At 72.1% G+C, this 17,210-nt stretch carries 14 protein-coding genes and 1 pseudogene; 8 read left to right on the top strand and 7 right to left on the bottom strand.

The features are described 5' to 3' along the window. Window positions 1-20: 20 nt before the first annotated feature. Window positions 21-2,054, bottom strand: coding sequence for a thioredoxin domain-containing protein (locus V8690_RS27480; protein ID WP_338782752.1), 2,034 nt, complete (start codon window positions 2,052-2,054; stop codon window positions 21-23). Between the two features lie 237 nt (window positions 2,055-2,291). Here V8690_RS27480 and V8690_RS27475 point away from each other — a divergent pair. Next, window positions 2,292-5,488 (top strand): annotated as a pseudogene (locus tag V8690_RS27475) (tetratricopeptide repeat protein). An 81-nt stretch (window positions 5,489-5,569) separates the two neighbouring features. On the opposite strand, the gene V8690_RS27470 reads toward V8690_RS27475, so the two are convergent. After that, window positions 5,570-5,836, bottom strand: a complete 267-nt coding sequence (locus V8690_RS27470) for a hypothetical protein (RefSeq protein ID WP_338782751.1) — start codon at window positions 5,834-5,836, stop codon at window positions 5,570-5,572. Next, the gene (gene mca / locus V8690_RS27465) at window positions 5,829-6,710 is read right to left on the bottom strand and encodes a mycothiol conjugate amidase Mca (RefSeq protein WP_338782750.1); all 882 of its coding nucleotides are present in this window, start codon (window positions 6,708-6,710) and stop codon (window positions 5,829-5,831) included. The genes V8690_RS27470 and mca overlap by 8 nt, the downstream gene beginning before the upstream one ends. 147 nt (window positions 6,711-6,857) lie before the next feature. Here mca and V8690_RS27460 point away from each other — a divergent pair, with 147 nt between their 5' ends. Both V8690_RS27460 and greA read left to right on the top strand, forming a co-directional pair. Then, complete coding sequence (locus V8690_RS27460) at window positions 6,858-7,256, top strand: DUF4307 domain-containing protein (protein ID WP_338782749.1); 399 nt, start codon at window positions 6,858-6,860, stop codon at window positions 7,254-7,256. A 179-nt stretch (window positions 7,257-7,435) separates the two neighbouring features. Beyond that, entirely contained in the window at window positions 7,436-7,933 is a 498-nt protein-coding gene (gene greA, locus V8690_RS27455; RefSeq protein WP_031119760.1) for a transcription elongation factor GreA, read from the top strand. Between the two features lie 53 nt (window positions 7,934-7,986). On the opposite strand, the gene V8690_RS27450 is transcribed toward greA, so the two are convergent. The 3 genes from V8690_RS27450 to ilvA all read right to left on the bottom strand — a co-directional run bounded on the left by V8690_RS27450 (window position 7,987) and on the right by ilvA (window position 11,203). Next, entirely contained in the window at window positions 7,987-8,844 is an 858-nt protein-coding gene (locus tag V8690_RS27450; RefSeq protein WP_338782748.1) for an ABC transporter permease, read from the bottom strand. Beyond that, window positions 8,841-9,818: an ATP-binding cassette domain-containing protein gene (locus V8690_RS27445; protein WP_338782747.1), complete on the bottom strand. Its 978-nt coding sequence runs from the start codon at window positions 9,816-9,818 to the stop codon at window positions 8,841-8,843. The genes V8690_RS27450 and V8690_RS27445 overlap by 4 nt, the downstream gene beginning before the upstream one ends. Window positions 9,819-9,973: 155 nt before the next feature. After that, window positions 9,974-11,203 carry a threonine ammonia-lyase gene (gene ilvA / locus V8690_RS27440; protein WP_338782746.1) on the bottom strand — a complete coding sequence of 410 codons (1,230 nt, stop codon included), beginning with the start codon at window positions 11,201-11,203 and terminating at the stop codon, window positions 9,974-9,976. A 163-nt stretch (window positions 11,204-11,366) separates the two neighbouring features. Here ilvA and V8690_RS27435 point away from each other — a divergent pair, with 163 nt between their 5' ends. From V8690_RS27435 to V8690_RS27425, 3 genes are all read left to right on the top strand, one after another. Further along, a complete protein-coding gene (locus V8690_RS27435) occupies window positions 11,367-11,873 on the top strand; it encodes a MarR family transcriptional regulator (RefSeq protein WP_338785479.1) in 507 nt (168 codons plus the stop codon). Window positions 11,874-12,175: 302 nt separating this feature from the next. Then, the gene (locus V8690_RS27430; protein WP_338782745.1) at window positions 12,176-12,679 is read left to right on the top strand and encodes a sigma factor-like helix-turn-helix DNA-binding protein; all 504 of its coding nucleotides are present in this window, start codon (window positions 12,176-12,178) and stop codon (window positions 12,677-12,679) included. Window positions 12,680-12,755: 76 nt separating this feature from the next. After that, window positions 12,756-13,007: a hypothetical protein gene (locus V8690_RS27425; protein ID WP_338782744.1), complete on the top strand. Its 252-nt coding sequence runs from the start codon at window positions 12,756-12,758 to the stop codon at window positions 13,005-13,007. A 15-nt stretch (window positions 13,008-13,022) separates the two neighbouring features. On the opposite strand, the gene V8690_RS27420 is transcribed toward V8690_RS27425, so the two are convergent. Then, entirely contained in the window at window positions 13,023-14,177 is a 1,155-nt protein-coding gene (locus V8690_RS27420; RefSeq protein ID WP_338782743.1) for a cystathionine gamma-synthase, read from the bottom strand. Between the two features lie 162 nt (window positions 14,178-14,339). Here V8690_RS27420 and V8690_RS27415 point away from each other — a divergent pair, with 162 nt between their 5' ends. Beyond that, complete coding sequence (locus V8690_RS27415; protein WP_338782742.1) at window positions 14,340-15,461, top strand: hypothetical protein; 1,122 nt, start codon at window positions 14,340-14,342, stop codon at window positions 15,459-15,461. A gap of 801 nt (window positions 15,462-16,262) precedes the next feature. Next, entirely contained in the window at window positions 16,263-16,979 is a 717-nt protein-coding gene (gene msrA / locus V8690_RS27410) for a peptide-methionine (S)-S-oxide reductase MsrA (RefSeq protein ID WP_338782741.1), read from the top strand. Window positions 16,980-17,210: the final 231 nt, after the last annotated feature.

Raw genomic sequence — 17,210 nt, 5'->3', positions numbered from 1 at the left:
GTTTCCGTTGATTCCCGACTTCAGTCGCTCAACACCGCACGCAGCCTTGCAGCTTCGGTCGTCGGGGCGTCGCATGTGAAGTTACGGCAGACGTACGCGGCCGGTTCACCGCCCACCAGCGGACGGTCCGCGAGCAGCGGAAACTCGTCGCTCCCGGGGGCGCCGACGGCGACGACCGCGCCGGGCGCGGTGCCCAGCAGTGCCGTGCGGTGCAGCATCCTCGTGCCCTCGTGGTCGAGCGACGGTCCCACGATCGCGACCTCGCGCGGCCCGTCCAGCGCGGCCTCGGCGGCGGCGAGCCCCCAGCCGATGAAGCGGGGCACGCGCGGCCCGAGCGCCTTGACGACGCCGAGGGCCCTCTCGGCGGCGGTGCGGTGGGGCTCGGACCCGGTGTGCGCGGCGTAGCCGAGCAGGGCGCTCGCCGCCGCGGTCCAGCCGGACGGAGCGGCGTTGTCGGTCGGGTCCTGCGGGCGGCGGATCAGCCGCTCGGCGTCGGCGGCGGTGTCGAACAGGGCGCCCGACTCCTCGTCGGTGAACCGGGCCAGGACGTGGTCGAGCAGGAACCCGGCGAACTCCAGCCAGACGCCCTCCCCGGTGACGGACGCCAGCGCGAGGAAGCCCTCCGCCACGTCGGCGTAGTCCTCCAGCACACCCGCGTTGGCGCCGGCGTGGCCGTCCTTGCTGGTGCGGCTGAGCCGGGCCTGCTCGTCGAGGTGCAGCCGGACGAGGAGGTCGGCGGCGGCGAGGGCGGCCTCGACGAGGTCGGGCCGGTCGAAGTAGGCGCCGGTCTCGGCAAGCGCGGCGACAGCCAGCCCGTTCCAGGCGGCGACGACCTTGTCGTCCCGGCCCGGGGCCGGACGCCCGGCCCGCTTCGCCAGCAGCCGCTCGCGGATGGAGGCGATCTTCCCGGCGTCGAACAGGCCGTCCTGCTGCGGCAGTTGGAGAACGGACTGGCCGTGCTCGAAGGTGCCCTCCTCGGTGACGCCGAGGTACTGGGCGGCGAGTTCGGCGTCCTGCTCTCCGAGCACGTCCCGCAACTGCTCCGGCGTCCACACGTAGTACGCGCCCTCTACGTGCCTGCCGGTCCCGTCGTCGCTGTCGGCGTCCAGCGCGGAGGCGAACCCGCCCTCGGCCGTGCGCAGTTCGCGCACCATGAAGTCGGCGGTCTCCAGCGCGACCCGGCGGGCCAGCTCCGAGCCGGTGGCGCGCCAGAGGTGGGCGTAGACCCGGCACAGCAGGGCGTTGTCGTACAGCATCTTCTCGAAGTGCGGCACGACCCAGTCGCGGTCGACGGAGTAGCGCGCGAAGCCGCCGCCGAGCTGGTCGTAGATGCCGCCGCGCGCCATGCGCTCGCAGGTGTCCCGCGCCATCTCGAGGGCGCCCTCGGCACCGGTGCGGGCGTGATGGCGTAGCAGGAACTCCAGGACCATGGACGGCGGGAACTTCGGCGCCCCGCCGAATCCGCCGCGCTGCGGGTCGTACTCGCGGGTGAGCGCGAGCAGCGCCTGAGCGAGCTCCTGCTCGCCGGGAGTCTGGGCGTCCCCGTAGGAGATCTCCCGCCCGGCCAGGTCGCGGACGATCTTCCCGGCGACCTCGGTGACCTCGTCCCGCCGGTCCTCCCACGCCTGGTGGACGCCCTGGAGCACCTGCCGGAAGGACGGCATGCCCTGGCGCGGGGCGGGCGGGAAGTACGTGCCGAAGTAGAACGGCTCGGCGTCCGGGGTGAGGAAGACGGTCATGGGCCAGCCGCCGTGCCCGGTCGCCGCCTGCACGGCCTCCATGTAGACCGCGTCGACGTCCGGCCGCTCCTCGCGGTCGACCTTCACGCTCACGTAGTGCGCGTTGAGGTACTCGGCGGTCTCCTGGTCCTCGAAGGACTCGTGAGCCATCACGTGACACCAGTGACAGCTGCTGTAGCCGACGCTGAGCAGCACGGGCACGTTCCGCTTGCGGGCCTCCTCGAAGGCCTCCGCCGACCAGGGCCACCAGTCGACGGGGTTGTCGGCGTGCTGAAGGAGATAAGGGGACGTCTCGTGCGCCAGTCGGTTCGGCATGGTGTCCATCCTGCCGCAGTACCCAGCCCGGCACGCGTCAGGCGCCTCGCGGGCGACGCTCGGGACGCACGCCCGACGGACGCGCGGCGTCTCAACCCGCCCGTGTCTTCACACAATCGGGCCGGTCACGCCCCCTCGCCCCGATGCGCCGTCGGCAGCACACTTGACCAAGGAAACGACCGAGGGAACGACCGAGGTGACAGCGAGAGCGCCGTTGCCGCCAGAGGGGGACGTGACATGCGAGACAGTCATCGGGCGGAGGCCGAGCGGCTGTTGGCACGGGCCGTGGAGGAGGAGGTACGCCGGACCGGCGGGCGCACCGACGGAAAGGTGCTGCTCGCGCGGGCGCGCGGGGCGCTCGACGCGATGGCGCAGAGCGCGGCCGAGGAGTACGAGGCCTACACGCGTGCCCTGGACGAGGCGGAGGCCGGACAGCTCACCTTCGGGCAGCGCTACGCCCGGGAGGGCGCCGGGACACCGCTGCTGGTGGCCGGGGTCGCGGCGGTCGCGGCCGTCGTCGCCGACATGGCCCTCGGCACGAGCACCGGGACGGCGCTGGGCGCCGGCGTGACGGTGGGTGTCGTGGGCGCCGCGGCGACCGTCGTGAAGGTCGTCGGCTCGCATCTGCCCGCCGCACACCGCCGCGCCGGGGCCGTGAGCCAGCCGGGCGGACCGGAACAGCTGCGGCTCCAGTGGCTGACGGCACTGGAGGTGCGGGGCATCCGGCCGTTCCTGGACCAGCAGCGGGTGCTCGCCGCCTCCACGGGGCCGAAGAAGACCGGGCCGCGGCTGCGGGGCGCCGACAAGAGCGCGGCGGCGCGCGGGCGCAACGTGCTGGAGCAGTCCTTCGCGCAGCTCCCGGAACCGGCTCAGCCGTTCGCGGGGCGGCGGCACGAGCTGGCGCAGATCCGGCAGTGGGTGCAGGCGGCCCGCGCGAGCACGGAGACCCAGCCGACGGTGGTCGTCCTGCACGGCACGCCCGGCAGCGGCCGTACGACCCTCGCGGTGCACGCCACGCACGATATGAAGGACTACTTCCGCGGCGCCTGCGTCGTCGACCTGCGCGCCGACAGCCCGGGCGAGTCCCCGCTGTCCACCCGCGACGCCCTGCTGCACCTGCTCAACCGGCTCGGCGCGCCCCGCGAGCAACTGCTGTTCCGCGAGCGCTCCTCCCCCGGCCAGCAGGTCAAGCGGCTGAGCGAGCTGTACCACCAGCATCTGACCGGCCTGCCGGTCACGGTCGTCCTGGACGACGCCTCGGACGCCGAGCAGGTCCGCGCCCTGGTCCCGGAGCGGTCCGACAGCCTGGTGCTGGTGACCGCGCGGGGCCCGCTGGAGCTGGGCGGCCTGCCCGCGCGGGTGCACCAGCTGGCGGTGGATCCGCTGGACGCCGCCGGCGCGGAGGAGCTGCTGGGCGCGGCGGCGCAGGACCGCTCCGGGCCGTACGACGCCGAGTCCGCCGACCGGGTCCGGGAGCTGTGCGGCGGGCTGCCGCTGGCGCTGCGCATCGCCGGCTCGTGCCTCGGCCCGCGCTCGCCGCGCGCGCTGGCCACGGACCTCGGCGCGTACGGCCCGGTCGAGCCGGTCGAGCGCGCCCTGTGGCTGCGCTACACCGACCAGCCCGAGACCGTACGGCGGCTGCTGCGCCGCCTGGCCCTGGCCGGCCGGGCCTCGCTGGGCGCCGCCGCTGCCGCCGCGCTGCTGGCCACCGACGAGGCGGAGGCAAAACGCCATCTCCAGGCCCTGACCCGCGCGGGCCTGATCGACCACGTCCGGGGCGACCGCTACCGGCTGCACGACCTGGTCCGCTCCTTCGCCCTGGCACGGCTCCTCGACGAGGAGGAACCGGCCGAGCGCACGGCGGCCCAGGAACGGCTGATCGTGAACTACGCCGAGCTGGCCGACTCGGTACTGCGCATGGTCGACGGCAACATGTCGACCCGCACGAACCGCTTCAGCCCGTACGGCTTCCCCTCCCTCGACGAGGCGCTGCGCTGGCTGGACGACGAGTCCAGCTTCATCACGGCGGCGCTGCGGCACGCCGAGGGCGTGAACCAGGCGGCGGTCCTGAACCTGCTGGGCGCCCTGTGCGACTACTGCCTGCTGCGCGGCGACCTCTACCGCCTGGGCGAGATCAGCGAACTGGCCCAGGCCGTGGACGAGGGCCTGCTGGTCCGCTCGGTGCAGTGGCGCACCGGCATCGCGGCACGGCAGCTGGGCGAACTGGACAAGGCGCGTACGACCCTCGCCTCGGTCGTCGACCTCTACCGGGAGGCCCATCACGACGCGGGTGCCGCTCGCGCCCTGTGCTCCCTCGGCATCACCCTGCACCACCAGGGCAATCTGACGGAGGCGTCGGCGAAGCTCCGCGAGGCCCTGGCCCTCCAGTCCTCCCCGAGCTGGCGACGGACCGGGCGTGGACGATGCACGCCCTGGCGGCGGTGGAGCGGGACCGCGCCCGGCTGGCCGAGGCGCTGGAGCTGCTCACCGAGTCGCTGGTGCTGCACCGCGCCGGCGAGTCCGTGCACGGCCAGGCGTGGGCCCACTTCCAGCTCGGCCAGCTGGGCCTGCGCATGGGCGACGTCCCGCGCGCCGAGTCCGAGCTGCGCGCGGCCCTGGAGCTGTACGGCCGCACCCGCGACGCCCGCGGCGAGGCCTGGGCCCTGACCCAGCTGGCCCGCGCCCGGCTGGTCGCCGGTGATGCGTCCCCGGCCGTGGAGGACCTGCGCGGGGCCGCCGCCCGGCACCGCGAGAACGAGGACGCGCGCGGCGAGGCGTGGACGCTGTACTACCTCGGCCAGGCCCTGGAGGAGACGGGCAACCTGGACCAGGCGGTCCGCGAACTGGAACGCTCCCGCACGATGTTCTCCCGCATGCGGGACGTCTACGGCCTGGCCTGCGCCCGCCACCACTCGGCGCGCGTCACCCGCGACCAGCGCGCCGCGCAGACGGGCTCCCTGCGGAACTCCGGTTTCGCCCGTCAGCTCCTCGTGGACGCCCGAGCCGACTTCCAGCGCATCGGCGTCGCCCACGGCGAGGCGTGGACCTGCCTGGAACTGGCGGTCGTGGACGCGGGCAACGCCCGCACCCAGCAGGCCCTGGCACTGTGCGACGAGGCGGCGGCCCTCTTCACGTCGTACGGCGACCGCCGGGGCGAGGACTGGGCCCGCTTCCTGCGCTGCACGCTCCTGCCGTACGCCGCCCCGGGCGGTGTGGAGGTCGGTACGGCCGTGGCCCAGGAGGAACTGGCCGAGCTGTCCCGCGCGAGCCATCCGCTGCGCGACCAGAAGCTGGACGACTACCTCGACGCGTACGCCTTGCTGCTGGAACGCGGCGTGACCCTGGAGGCGGGCTGGCAGGCCTGGCGGCTGGGCATGGTGCCGAACCGGCATGCGCGCGAGGTGATGGGCGTGGCCGTGGAGGCGAAGGCGTAGGCCCGGGTCTCGAGGTACGCGGACACCCGTCGGCGGCGATACGGCCACCGACGGGTGCCGCCCCTGGTGGGGGGAGGAGCGTCAGCCTTGCTTCTTGCCCTGACCGGAGGGCTCGGCGTCCGCGGACTCCGGCTCGGCCGGCTCGGCCTCGGGGTCCGGGGCCTGGGCGAAGTCGACCCTGTTCATGTGCCGGGTCATGGACTTCATCAGGGCCCACACCGCCAGGGCCATCGCCGCGAAGACGATGAAGCCGAGGACGCCGGGGGTGACCTTGTCCTCGTCGACCTCCTTGGCGAAGGAGACGAGGTGCGTCATTGCCAGGCTTGCGCTTGCGCTCATGTCAGGCATTGTCGCGGACGCCCGCGAAGAGGTCGTCCTCGGGGAGGGAGGTATCGACGAGGGACTTCGCCAGCTCGTACTCCTCCGTCGGCCAGACCTCCTTCTGGATCTCCATCGGCACCTTGAACCAGCCGCCGTCCGGGTCGATCTGCGTGGCGTGCGCGATCAGCGCCTTGTCACGGATCTCGAAGAAGTCGGCGCAGGGGATGTGCGTGGTGAGCGTGCGCTGCTTCATCCCGAACTCCTCCCAGCGCTTGAGCCAGTCCCCGTAGGGCGACTCCAGGCCGCGGTCGAGCATCGCCTGGTGCAGCGCCTCGGTGCGGGGGCGGTTGAAGCCCTGGTTGTAGTAGAGCTTCTGCGGCTGGTACGCCGGGCCGTACTCGGCTTCCGGGTACTTCTCGGTGTCCGCCGCCCCCTCGAACGCCACCATCGAGATCTTGTGGGTCATGATGTGGTCGGGGTGCGGGTAGCCGCCGTTCTCGTCGTAGGTGGTGATCACCTGGGGACGGAAGGCGCGGATCTTCCGCACCAGCTCACCGGCCGCGTGGTCGACGTCCTCCAGGGCGAAGCAGCCCTCCGGCAGCGGCGGCAGCGGGTCCCCCTCGGGCAGGCCCGAGTCGACGAAGCCGAGCCACTCCTGCTTGACGCCCAGGATCTCCCGGGCCTCGTCCATCTCCTTCTTGCGTACCTCGTGGATGTGCTCCTCGACGTACTTGTCACCCTGAAGCTTCGGATTGAGGATGGAACCGCGTTCCCCGCCCGTGCAGGTCACGACCAGCACGTCCACCCCCTCGGACACGTACTTGGCCATGGTCGCCGCGCCCTTGCTCGACTCGTCGTCGGGGTGGGCATGAACGGCCATCAGTCGCAACTGGTCAGTCAAGACTCAATCCTCAGTAAGTCGGCGCCCTGTGTGCGTCGGCGCAATCAGCGGCTTCTATAGTGACCGAATCGGGAGGCGAATAATTCCGGGACCGGGTCCCGGGCCCCCTTACGGGACGTTCGTTCCGGCCCCGTCTGGAGGACGATCATGAGTACGGCGAGCACGCGACTGCCCGAGGGCCGCTACGGCCGTTCCTCGGACGAGCGCGCCGACCGCACACTCAAGGTCGTCGGCGCCGTCCTCGCGGTGGCGTTGCTGGGGCTCGTCGGCTGGTTCGGCTACCACTACGTCGCCCAGAACGAGATCAGCGCCGAGGTGATCAGCTTCGAGCCCGGCAAGGAGTCCGTGCAGGTGCACCTGGAGGTCCGCAAGGACGCCGGCACCGACGGCTACTGCACCGTGCGCTCGCAGGCCGAGAACGGTGCCGAGGTCGGCCGGGCCGATTTCCGCTTCGACGGGGACGCCACCCGCATCGACAAGGTCGTCACGCTCCGTACGACCTCCCCGGGGACGACGGCCGAGCTGCTGGGCTGCCACACCGGCTGAGCCCCCGCCGGAGTCCCCCGGAATACGTAGCGCCTGACCTGCGCTGACGTGAATCTGGTGGCTTATGTCCTCCCCCTTCCGCTCCTGAATTGTTAGGCTCGTGGTTTCGCCCATCCGTGAAGGAACATGCTTCTGGGTAGGGCGATGCTTTGTATTCCCAGTACCTACGAGGAGCACCTGTGACCCAGACCAGCGAGAACGTCACCTGGCTGACCCAGGAGGCGTACAACAAGCTCAAGGCTGAGCTTGAGTACCTTACTGGTCCCGCGCGGGCGGAGATCTCCGCGAAGATCGCCGCAGCGCGCGAGGAGGGCGACCTGCGTGAGAACGGCGGGTACCACGCAGCCAAGGAGGAGCAGGGCAAGCAGGAACTCCGTGTGCGCCAGCTCACCCAGCTCCTCGAGAACGCCAAGGTCGGCGAGGCGCCCGCGGCGGACGGTGCCGTGGCGCCCGGCATGGTCGTCACGATCGCGTTCGACGGTGACGAGGACGACACGCTGACGTTCCTGCTCGCCTCACGCGAGTACGCGAGCGCCGACATCGAGACGTACTCCCCGCAGTCCCCGCTGGGCACCGGCGTGATCGGCCACAAGGTCGGCGAGGACGCGGAGTACGAGCTGCCCAACGGCAAGAAGGCCTCGGTGAAGATCCTCAAGGCCGAGCCGTACGAGGGCTGACACAGCCGACGTCCTGACCTGCCCCCGGCGCCCTCGCGGCGCCGGGGGCATCGTCATGCCGTCGCCGACCGGTACTTGCGCACCGCCAGCGTCCGGAAGACGACCAGGATCAGGATCGAGTAGATCAGCGAGGCCCACACGGGGTGCTGCATGGGCCAGGCGTCCGATTGCGACCGGCCCGGGTTGGCGAACAGCACGCGGCAGGCCTGGACCGTGGCGCTGAAGGGGTTCCACTCGGCGATATGGCGCAGCCACGGGGTCATGTGGCTGGTGTCCACGAACGCGTTCGAGATGAACGTGACCGGGAAGAGCCAGATCAGTCCGCTGGACGTGGCCGCCTCCGGGGTCCGGACGGACATGCCGATCAGGGCGCCGATCCAGGTGAACGCGTACCCCAGCAGGAGCAGCAGGCCGAAGGCCGCGAGGACCTTGCCCAGGTTCGTGTCGCCGTTCGACCCGACGCGCCAGCCGACCAAGAGGGCGACCACCGCGAGGACGACCAGAGTGAGGGCCGTCTGCACGGAGTCGGCGAGGGTGCGTCCGGTGAGGACCGCGCCGCGCGCCATGGGCAGGGAGCGGAAGCGGTCGATGAGGCCCTTGTGCATGTCGTCGGCGATACCGGCGCCGGAGCTGGCGGTGGCGAACGTGACGGTCTGCGCGAAGATGCCCGCCATCAGGAAGTTCTTGTAGTCGACGGCGCTGGTGCTGCTGCCGATCTGCATGGAACCGCCGAAGACGTACGTGAACAGCACCACGAACATGATCGGCTGGATCAGCCCGTAGATGATCATCTCCGGGATCCGGGACATGCGGATCAGGTTGCGTTTCGCGACGACCATCGAGTCCCGGATGGACTGGCTGACCGGGTTCGCGGCCGGCGCGACCCGCACGGTGTCGGTGACGGCGCTCACTTCGCGGCCTCCTCGTGGTTCTCCTCGTTCTTCGCCTCGGCCACGTGTCCCGTCAGTGACAGGAAGACGTCGTCGAGGGTCGGCCGGCGCAGGCCGATGTCGTCGATCTCGATGCCCCGCGTGTCCAGTTCGCGGATGACCTCGGCGAGGAGCTTGGCGCCGCCGGTCACCGGCGCGGTGAGCTTGCGCATGTGCTCCTCGACCGTGGTGTCGCCCTTGCCGAAGCCGGCGAGCACCTCGGCGGCGGCCTGGATGTGCTCGCGCTCGTGCACCACGACCTCGACGCGCTCGCCGCCGGTGCGGGCCTTGAGCTGGTCGGAGGTGCCCTTGGCGATGACCCGGCCGTGGTCGACCACCGCGATGTCGTGCGCCAGGTGGTCGGCTTCTTCCAGGTACTGCGTGGTCAGCAGCAGCGTCGTGCCGCCGGAGACCAGTTGTTTGATGACCTCCCACAGCTGCTGGCGGTTGCGGGGGTCGAGGCCGGTCGTCGGCTCGTCCATGAACATCACGGGCGGCGAGACGACGAGGGCCGCCGCGAGGTCGAGCCGGCGGCGCATGCCTCCGGAGTAGGTCTTGGTCGGGCGGTCGGCCGCGTCCGCGAGGTGGAACTGCTCCAGCAGCTCGGCCGCGCGCTCCTTCGCCGCCTTGGCCTTCATCTGGTAGAGCCGGCCGACCATGTGGAGGTTCTCGCGGCCGGTCAGGTACTCGTCGACGGCCGCGAACTGGCCGGACAGGCCGATGGATCGGCGGACGGCGTCGGGCTGTTTGAGCACGTCGATGCCCGCGACGACCGCCCGTCCGCTGTCGGGGCGCAGCAGGGTGGTCAGGCAGCGGACGGTGGTCGTCTTGCCCGCGCCGTTCGGCCCGAGCAGGCCGAGGACCGTGCCCTCGGGGACGTCGAGGTCGACGCCGTCCAAGGCCTTGACGTCACCGAAGGTCTTGATCAGACCTTCGGCATAAATGGCGCCTGGCATATGAGTCTCCACGTCTTCGAGGATCGCCGGACAGGTGAGTCACGCTTCGCACGAACACATCATAACGCGATGTATCGCGTCTCGCAACGAAATTTCCGCGTCGTGCTCCATGCGACGAAAGGATCTTGAACCCGGCTCCTGAAACGGCCAGGCGGTCAGCCCATGACCGTGTAGCCCGCCTCGCGCAGCGCCTGGCCAACCTCGGCGCAGTGCGCCGGGCCCTTCGTCTCCAGGTGCAGCTCGACCTCCGCCTCCGCGAGCCCGAGCCGTGGGTCGGTTCGCACATGGCTCACATCGAGGACGTTAGCGTCGACCACTGACAACACGCCCAGAAGCGTGGCCAGAGCGCCGGGCCGGTCCGTCAGCCGCAGCCGGACGGCCAGGTAGCGGCCCTGCGCGGCCATGCCGTGCCGCAGCACCCGCTGCATCAGCACCGGGTCGACGTTGCCGCCGGACAGCACCGCGACGACCGGCCCCTCGAAGGAGCCGGGCTCGCTCAGCAGCGCCGCGACCGGGCTCGCCCCGGCCGGCTCCACGACCAGCTTGGCCCGCTCCAGGCACAGCAGCAGCGCGGCGGACAGCTCGTCCTCGCTGACCGTGCGCACCTCGTCCACCAGCTCGCCGACGATCCCGAACGGCACGTCGCCGGGCCGCCCGACCTTGATGCCGTCGGCCATCGTCGCCGGGTTCTCGACCGTGACGGGCCGGCCCGCCGCCAGTGAGGGCGGATACGCCGCCGCGCCCTCCGCCTGGACGCCCACGATCCTCAAGTCCGGCCGCAGGGCCTTCACCGCCACCGCGATCCCGGCGGCCAGCCCGCCCCCGCCGATACCGACGACGATCGTGCGCGCCTCCGGGCACTGCTCCAGGATCTCCAGGCCGACCGTGCCCTGGCCCGCGATGATGTCGGGGTGGTCGAAGGGGTGGATGAACACCGCGCCCGTCTCGGCCGCGTACTCCTGCGCGGCGGCCAGCGTCTCGTCGACCACGTGGCCGTGCAGCCGCACCTCGGCCCCGTAGTCCCGGGTGGCGCTGACCTTGGGCAGCGGGGCGCCCTTCGGCATGAACACCGTGGAGCGCACGCCGAGCAGCGCGGACGCCAGGGCGACACCCTGCGCGTGGTTGCCGGCGCTCGCGGCGACGACACCGGCGGCGCGTTCCTCGGGCAGCAGACCCGCGATCCGGACGTAGGCGCCGCGCAGCTTGAACGAACCGGTCCGCTGGAGGTTCTCGCACTTGAGATGCACGGGCGCGCCGACCAGTTGGGACAGGTACCTGCTGCCCTCCATCGCGGTCACCCGCGCCACGCCCGAGAGCATCTTCTGGGCGCCGCGTACGTCGTCGAGGGTGACGGGCCGCAAGGAGTCAGCCGTGCTGTAGCTCATGACTCCAGCATCGCAGTTCACGGGCGGGAACCGCCGTTGTGACCAACCTCCGAGACCCGCTTTGCGCAGCACCGGTACGGCCCTCGCCCCGGCCGCGTACCCTGTCCCCCAATCAGCCAGCCCTCCACGAAGTGAGCCCCCGGCCATGCCCACAACACCTGAAATGTCGATGGACATGACGACCGTCGGTGACACCGGTCTTCTCGACACCCTCCAGCACGAGGTGGCGGTGTTCGCCCGCCGTGCGGAACAGACCCGGCTCGGCGGGGTCGGGCAGGTGCGCAACTCCATGGACCGCGCCGCGTACCTGCTGCTCAACCGTCTCGACAAGGAAGGCCCCATGGGTGTCAAGGCGCTCGCCGCGAGCATGGGGATCGACTCGTCGACGGTCACCCGGCAGGTGGCTCCGCTCGTCGACACCGGCCTGGTCAAGCGCACGTCGCACCCCGAGGACGGGCGGGCGGTGGTCCTCCAGCTGTCCCCGCGCGGGCAGGCGCGGCTGGAGGAAGTTCGCTCGTCGCGGCGGCAGTTGATGGCCGAGCTGACCGAGGACTGGGAGCCGGAGGAGCGCGAGGCGTTCTGCTCGCTCCTCACGCGCTTCAACAGCGCGTTGTCCGCCCGCATGGCAGCGTCCGGGGTACCGGGGCCCGAGGCGCAGTCGCCGTCCTGAACACCGTACGACGCGGCTTCCGAGCGCCGTTCACGCTCCAGGGGCCGCCCGCACGGAACGTGCCCACCACGCGCGCGTGGCAGACGGAGGGGGCGGGCGCGACGCTCGTGTGGCAGTGGCGGCCGGGTCCGGGGGGCTCGGCGACGGGCCGGCCGGGCATCCGCCGTCCCGACCCGGTGCGCGGCTCTTGACCGCGGGGCCGCCCCTGGCCTGATATGAGACCGGGTGCCCGTCGTACGCGGCCGTCGCGCCGTACCCGGCCGGGCCCGCATCCTCAGGGTCGCCGTCGGGCGGGAGGCGCGATGCGACAACGGCATGCGTCCCGGGCAACCCGTCGAGCCCGGGAGTTCGAGGCGTTCGTCGCGGGCGCGGCCGGGCGGCTGCTGCACACCGCGACCCTGCTCACCGCGGAGGCCCCGGACGACAACCCCCGCGCGCGACGCCTGCTGACCCTGTCGCTGGCGCACACGTACGCGTGCTGGGACCGGCTGCGCGGCGAGGATCCGTACGACCGCACGCGGCAGTACCTGGCCACCCGCTTCGCGCGCGGCGCCTGGCACCACTACGGCGGTCTCGGCCGCTCCCGACCGCATCCGGCGAGTCCCCTGGCCCCGCTCACCCCGCAGGAGCGCCTGATCCTGGTGCTCCGGCTCTACGAAGGCGTCGCCGAGGAGCAGACGGCGGCCCTGCTCGGCCTGTCCACGGAGCGCGTACGGGCCATCCGCCACCGGGCGACGACGACCCTGCTGCACCGCTCGCGGGGCCCGGCGCCGACGGCGACGGCCGCGAAGGCGGTGCCGTCATGAGCCCCCTCGGCCGGAGCCGCCTCGGTGAGAGCCGCCTCGGTGAGTGCGAGCGCCGTCCCGGCGAGCGGAGGCGGGCATGAGAGGGAACGACCGTGAGGCGGCCGTTCGGCGGCTGCTGGAGCAGGCGTCGTCGCCGTCCGTGCCGCCCGAGATCCACACGGAGGCGGTGCGCCGGGGCGGCCGGATGCTGCGGCGCAGGACGGTCGCGCGGCGCCTGCTGTGGCTGCTGGTGTTCGCGGCGGCCGTGGCGTTCACCGTGTGGGCGCTGAGCGCCCGCCCGTGGGTGGAGCCGCCGTCGGACACGACTCCACCCCTCACCGGCTGGTGACCCCGCCGGGGCGTCCTAGCCGAGCGCCTGCTGAAGGTCTTCCAGCAGATCGTCGGCGTTCTCGATGCCGACGGACAGCCGCACCAGGTCGCCGGGCACCTCCAGGAGCGAGCCGGCCACGGAGGCGTGCGTCATGCGGCCGGGGTGCTCGATCAGCGACTCGACGCCGCCCAGGGACTCGCCCAGAGTGAACACCTTGGCGCGGTTGCAGATCTCGACGGCCGCCTCCTCGCCGCTCGCCACGCGGAAGGAGACCATGCCGCCGAACGACTTCATCTGCTTGGCGGCGACCTCGTGACCGGGGTGCTCCGGCAGGCCCGGGTACAGGACGCTCGTCACGCGCGCGTGCCGGGTGAGCATGTCGGCGACCTTGGCGGCGTTCTCGCTGTGCCGGTCCATGCGCACCGCGAGCGTCTTGGTGCCGCGCAGCACCAGCCAGGAGTCGAAGGGCCCGGCGACCGCGCCCATCGCGTTCTGGTGGAAGGCCAGCTCCTCGCCCAGGTCCGGGTCGTCCGTGATCAGCGCGCCGCCGACGACGTCCGAGTGGCCGCCCATGTACTTGGTCAGCGAGTGCACGACGACGTCCGCGCCGAGCGAGAGCGGCTGCTGGAGGTAGGGCGTGGCGAAGGTGTTGTCGACGACGAGGCGGGCGCCCGCGTCCCGGGCGACCTGAGCGACGGCGGCGATGTCCGTGATGCCGAGGAGCGGGTTGGAGGGGGTCTCCACCCACACGGCCTTGGTCTTCGGGGTGATGGCGGCCCGTACGGCGGCCGGGTCGCTCGTGTCGGCGACCGACCACTCCACGCCCCAGCGCGCGACGACCTTGGCGAACAGGCGGAACGTGCCGCCGTAGGCGTCGTTGGGGATGACCACGTGGTCGCCGGGGCTGAGCAGCGTACGCAGCAGGCAGTCCTCGGCCGCCAGCCCGGACGCGAACGCGAGACCGCGGCGGCCGCCCTCCAGGGCGGCGAGGTTCTCCTCCAGCGCGGCCCTGGTCGGGTTGGCGCTGCGGCTGTACTCGTAGCCGCCGCGCAGGCCGCCGACGCCGTCCTGCTTGTAGGTCGAGACCTGGTAGATCGGCGGGACGACCGCGCCCGTCAGGGGGTCGGCGGTGTTGCCCGCGTGGATCGCGAGCGTCTCGAAGTGCTGACTGATGTGCCTGTCGCTCATGGGCACCGAGGGTAGTGCGCCGACGCGCTGAGTGCCGGGGGACGAGGCGACACGGGCACCGGAGCCGGGTTTTCCAAGGGCGGCGGGTGCGGTTCGGCGAGTTTTCCACAGGTTCGGGACCCAGGTTGGCCAATTGTCGGCGCGGTCTGGTTCGCTTGTTGCATGGAGATTCTCTGGGTCCTGATCGCACTGGTCATGCTGGGCTTCGTGCTGCTTCCCTTCCTGCGGCGCAGGCGCGGTGCCGCGATCGGGCTGGTCTCGCCCGACCACCCGGACGCCGCGGACCCGGCGAACTACGGCTTCGTCCGCGAGGAGGAGCTGGACATCCGTATGCCCGGCCCCGACCAGGACTTGCTGGACGTCCTTGACGTGGTGCAGCGCACGCAGGACTATCGCGCGGCGCAGCAGCTCCTGGCGGGCACGGAGACGGAGGGCGAGCGCCGCTGGCAGCGTGTGCAGGCCTTCGCGGGTGCGGCCTCGCTGGAGCTCTCCCAGCGGCCCGGCGGGGTGAGCGAGGCGCCGGGCGGGCAGTGGCTGCGGGTGTGGCGGACCGAGGCGCCCAAGGACGCGGGCGGCGCGGCGGTGCACGCCGAGTTCCTGGTGCAGCAGGCGTGGCGGACGGCCACGCCCGGGACGGACGAGTTCCGGATCATCATGGAGGAGGCGAAGGCGGCGTGCGGCGAGGCGGCGCTGCTGGCCCCCGGCGACCCGATCCCGTACATCGTCGAGCTGTCGGTGGCCCGCGGGCTGGGCTACTCGCAGAAGGACTTCGAGCAGCTCTGGCTGAAGATCCTGGACCGCGCCCCGGCACACATGGGAGCGCACCTGGCCGCGCTGCACTACTGGTGCGAGAAGTGGCACGGCTCGCGTGAGCTGGCGTACGAGTTCGCGGAGGCCGCGGCGGCCCGTGCGCCCAAGGGCTCCCTGCTGGCGGCGATGCCTCTCTTCGCGGTGTTCGAGCACCTCCCGGAGGTGACCCTGGTCAGCAGCTTCTGGCAGACCGAGGTCGTCACGAAGGCGGTCCACGGCGCGCTGCACGCGGTGCACTCGGCCCGCCCCGACGACCCGATGCTGGCGCATGTGCGGCACATGCTGGTCTTTTTCCTGGTCCGCAGCGAGCGCTGGGCGGAGGCCATGAACCAGCTGGTGCACATCGACGGCCATGTCGGCGCCCTCCCCTGGACCCTCTCCGCCGACCCCGCGGCGGAGTTCGCGGTGTACCGGGCACTGGCGGTGGCGGGCTACGAGGCGAACGGCGGCAACCCGGCGAGCCTGCCGCACTGAAGACGGGCCCCGGGCCGCCCGGTGGGCGGACTCCGGCCTCCCCCAGGCGCGGGCTCCGGCCGCGCGAGACGGTGACTCCGGCCGCGCGAGACGCGGGCCCCGCACTGAGACGGGCTCCGACCACCCGGTAGGCGGGCTCGACCGCCCCCAGACGCGGGCTCCGGCCACCCGAGCCACCGATCCCGCCGCGCGAGACGCGGGCCCCACACTGAGACGGGTCCCGACCACCCGAGACGCCGGCTTCCGCCACCCGAGGGTGGTCGCCGGCGCGGCGAGCGCACAGGCCAGACGGCCGCGCCCGTGCCAGACGCGTGCCAGATCGTGCGGGGGGGCTCGGGCCCGGCCGCCTCCAGGCACGGGCCCCGGCCGTCCGAGATGCGGCTCCGCCCGCGCGAGACGCCGGTCACGGCCACCCGAGACACCAGACCCGGCCACCCAAGCCACCGATCCCGCCGCGCGAGACGTGACTCCGGCCTCGCGAGACGCGGGCGCTGTCCACCCCGAGACGCGGCTCCGACCGCCCGAGAGACCGGCTCCCGCCACCCGACGCGGGGCCCATGCCGTCCAAGACGCCGGCCCCGAACGCCCCCAGAGGCAGATCCCAGCCGCCCGAGCTACGGCTCCGACCGCACGACACGGGGGCTCCAAACCGAACAAGACGCCGGCCCCGGCACGGCAGAGGGAGTACGCCAGGGGAGTTCCCGGCCACCCGAGACGCGGGGCCCAGGCGGAATTCCCTCCACCCCCCACACGTTGAACCTGGCGTCGCCCCGCGTGGGTGTCGTGCCGATTGGAGACCGCATGTTCCTGCACAGCCGTACGCCCCAGCTGCCGACCCCCGAGCAGGCGCTGCCCGGCCGCCCGGAGCCGGTGTTCTCGGTCCCCGACCGCCACACCGTCCTCGGCAACCCGCTGCTTGGCCCCTACCCCGAGGGCCTGGAGACCGCCGACTTTGGCCTGGGCTGCTTCTGGGGCGCCGAGCGCAAGTTCTGGCAGCTCCCGGCTGGGGTGTGGACGACCCTGGTCGGCTACCAGGGCGGTTACACGGAGAACCCGACGTACGAGGAGGTCTGCTCGGGCCTGACCGGCCACACGGAGGTCGTCCGCGTGGTCTACGACCCGAAGCTGATCTCGTACGAGGGCCTCCTGAAGACGTTCTGGGAGTCCCATGACCCCACGCAGGGCTTCCGCCAGGGCAACGACGTGGGGACGCAGTACCGCTCGGCGATCTACACCCACACCCCCGAGCAGGCGGCCACCGCCAAGTCCTCCCGCGACGCCTACCAGAAGGTCCTCACCTCTTCCGGCTACGGCGAGATCACCACGGAGATCGTCCAGGCGGAGGGCCGCCCGTTCTACCCGGCGGAGGGCTACCACCAGCAGTACCTGGACAAGAACCCGGCGGGTTACTGCGGCATCGGCGGGACGGGGGTCAAGCTAAGTGACCCGTTCGAGACGAACTGGGGGGCGTCCTGCCCGACCGGCATCGCGTCGGCACCCGAGGTAACCGACAGGTAGCCCGTGGTGCGAGCGCTGGCACTTGATGACGAGGGCGAGCCGTGACACAGCGTCCTGTTCGGTGCCACGGCTCGACTCCCCCGCGCAGCCCCCACTCGTCCAGGCCTGAGTAGATGAGCGCTGTGCGAAACGGAGGAGACCCGCACCACCCCGGGCCCGGGGAACCCGGCGCAGCCGCAGCGTCACGCGACGGCCCGCCCTCGACGTCAGGGAACTTTACGGGCGAACCAC

It is taken from the genome of Streptomyces sp. DG1A-41, assembly GCF_037055355.1.
GTDB lineage: Bacteria > Actinomycetota > Actinomycetes > Streptomycetales > Streptomycetaceae > Streptomyces.
This window is presented reverse-complemented; position numbering and strand designations above follow the sequence as displayed.

What these genes read in the sequence shown, in the direction of transcription:
- V8690_RS27480 (WP_338782752.1), bottom strand. Translation starts at nt 2,054, where the DNA reads ATGCCGAACCGACTGGCGCACGAGACGTCCCCTTATCTCCTTCAGCAC.
- V8690_RS27470 (WP_338782751.1), bottom strand. Translation starts at nt 5,836, where the DNA reads ATGCCTGACATGAGCGCAAGCGCAAGCCTGGCAATGACGCACCTCGTC.
- V8690_RS27460 (WP_338782749.1), top strand. Translation starts at nt 6,858, where the DNA reads ATGAGTACGGCGAGCACGCGACTGCCCGAGGGCCGCTACGGCCGTTCC.
- V8690_RS27445 (WP_338782747.1), bottom strand. Translation starts at nt 9,818, where the DNA reads ATGCCAGGCGCCATTTATGCCGAAGGTCTGATCAAGACCTTCGGTGAC.
- ilvA (WP_338782746.1), bottom strand. Translation starts at nt 11,203, where the DNA reads ATGAGCTACAGCACGGCTGACTCCTTGCGGCCCGTCACCCTCGACGAC.
- V8690_RS27435 (WP_338785479.1), top strand. Translation starts at nt 11,367, where the DNA reads ATGTCGATGGACATGACGACCGTCGGTGACACCGGTCTTCTCGACACC.
- V8690_RS27430 (WP_338782745.1), top strand. Translation starts at nt 12,176, where the DNA reads ATGCGACAACGGCATGCGTCCCGGGCAACCCGTCGAGCCCGGGAGTTC.
- V8690_RS27425 (WP_338782744.1), top strand. Translation starts at nt 12,756, where the DNA reads ATGAGAGGGAACGACCGTGAGGCGGCCGTTCGGCGGCTGCTGGAGCAG.
- V8690_RS27420 (WP_338782743.1), bottom strand. Translation starts at nt 14,177, where the DNA reads ATGAGCGACAGGCACATCAGTCAGCACTTCGAGACGCTCGCGATCCAC.
- V8690_RS27415 (WP_338782742.1), top strand. Translation starts at nt 14,340, where the DNA reads ATGGAGATTCTCTGGGTCCTGATCGCACTGGTCATGCTGGGCTTCGTG.
- msrA (WP_338782741.1), top strand. Translation starts at nt 16,263, where the DNA reads ATGTTCCTGCACAGCCGTACGCCCCAGCTGCCGACCCCCGAGCAGGCG.